The organism is Variovorax glucosi (assembly GCF_051216695.1).
Taxonomy (GTDB): Bacteria; Pseudomonadota; Gammaproteobacteria; order Burkholderiales; family Burkholderiaceae_C; genus Variovorax.
The window spans coordinates 625-1,222 of record NZ_JBPJZE010000204.1; the positions used below are offsets into that span (position 1 = coordinate 625).

Genomic DNA, 598 nt, shown 5'->3' on the forward strand with positions numbered 1-598 from the left:
TAGCGCCAGCCCGAAGGGCGACTGAATCTTCACTCGTCGCAACCTCATAAGAGGTCGCTTTCAGTTTGCCAGCCAAGCATGCGGCCACTTTTGATTTACTGGCCTCAATCTCCTTTATCTCGCGGGCTGGCATCTTGCGAAGTGTTTCCGAAGAGATTGAACACCCAGCCAGCAGAACCAGTGTCGGTATCGATGCAATCGCAAATCTTCCGAATACCCTCGACACGTCTTCTCCTATTTTCTTGTTGTCGGTAACGCCCGAATCGGGCACGGGCAATCAGCCACGCATCAGCGCCTCGATCTCGTCCGCCTTCACGGGCACGCCGCGCGAAATGAGTTCGCAGCCGGTGGCCGTGACGATCGCGTCGTCCTCGATGCGGATGCCGATGTTGTGGAACTGCTCCGGCACGCCGTCGGCGGGCCGCACGTAGATGCCGGGTTCCAGCGTCAGCACCATCCCGGGATGCAGGATGCGGCTGGGCCGGTTCTTGATGACTTCGTTCGACAGCGGATCTTTGCGCTCGCTCACTTCGCCGACCTGGGTGGGCTCGACGTAGCTGCCGCAGTCGTGCACGTCCATGCCGAGCCAGTGGCCGGT

General features: G+C 60.2%; 2 protein-coding genes. Both read right to left on the reverse strand.

The features are described from left to right. On the reverse strand, positions 1-271 hold a 271-nt coding region (locus tag ACSFA3_RS24295; protein WP_435507941.1), incomplete at its 3' end, for a hypothetical protein. 6 nt (positions 272-277) lie between these two features. Next, on the reverse strand, positions 278-598 hold a 321-nt coding region (locus ACSFA3_RS24300; RefSeq protein ID WP_435507942.1), incomplete at its 5' end, for a M24 family metallopeptidase.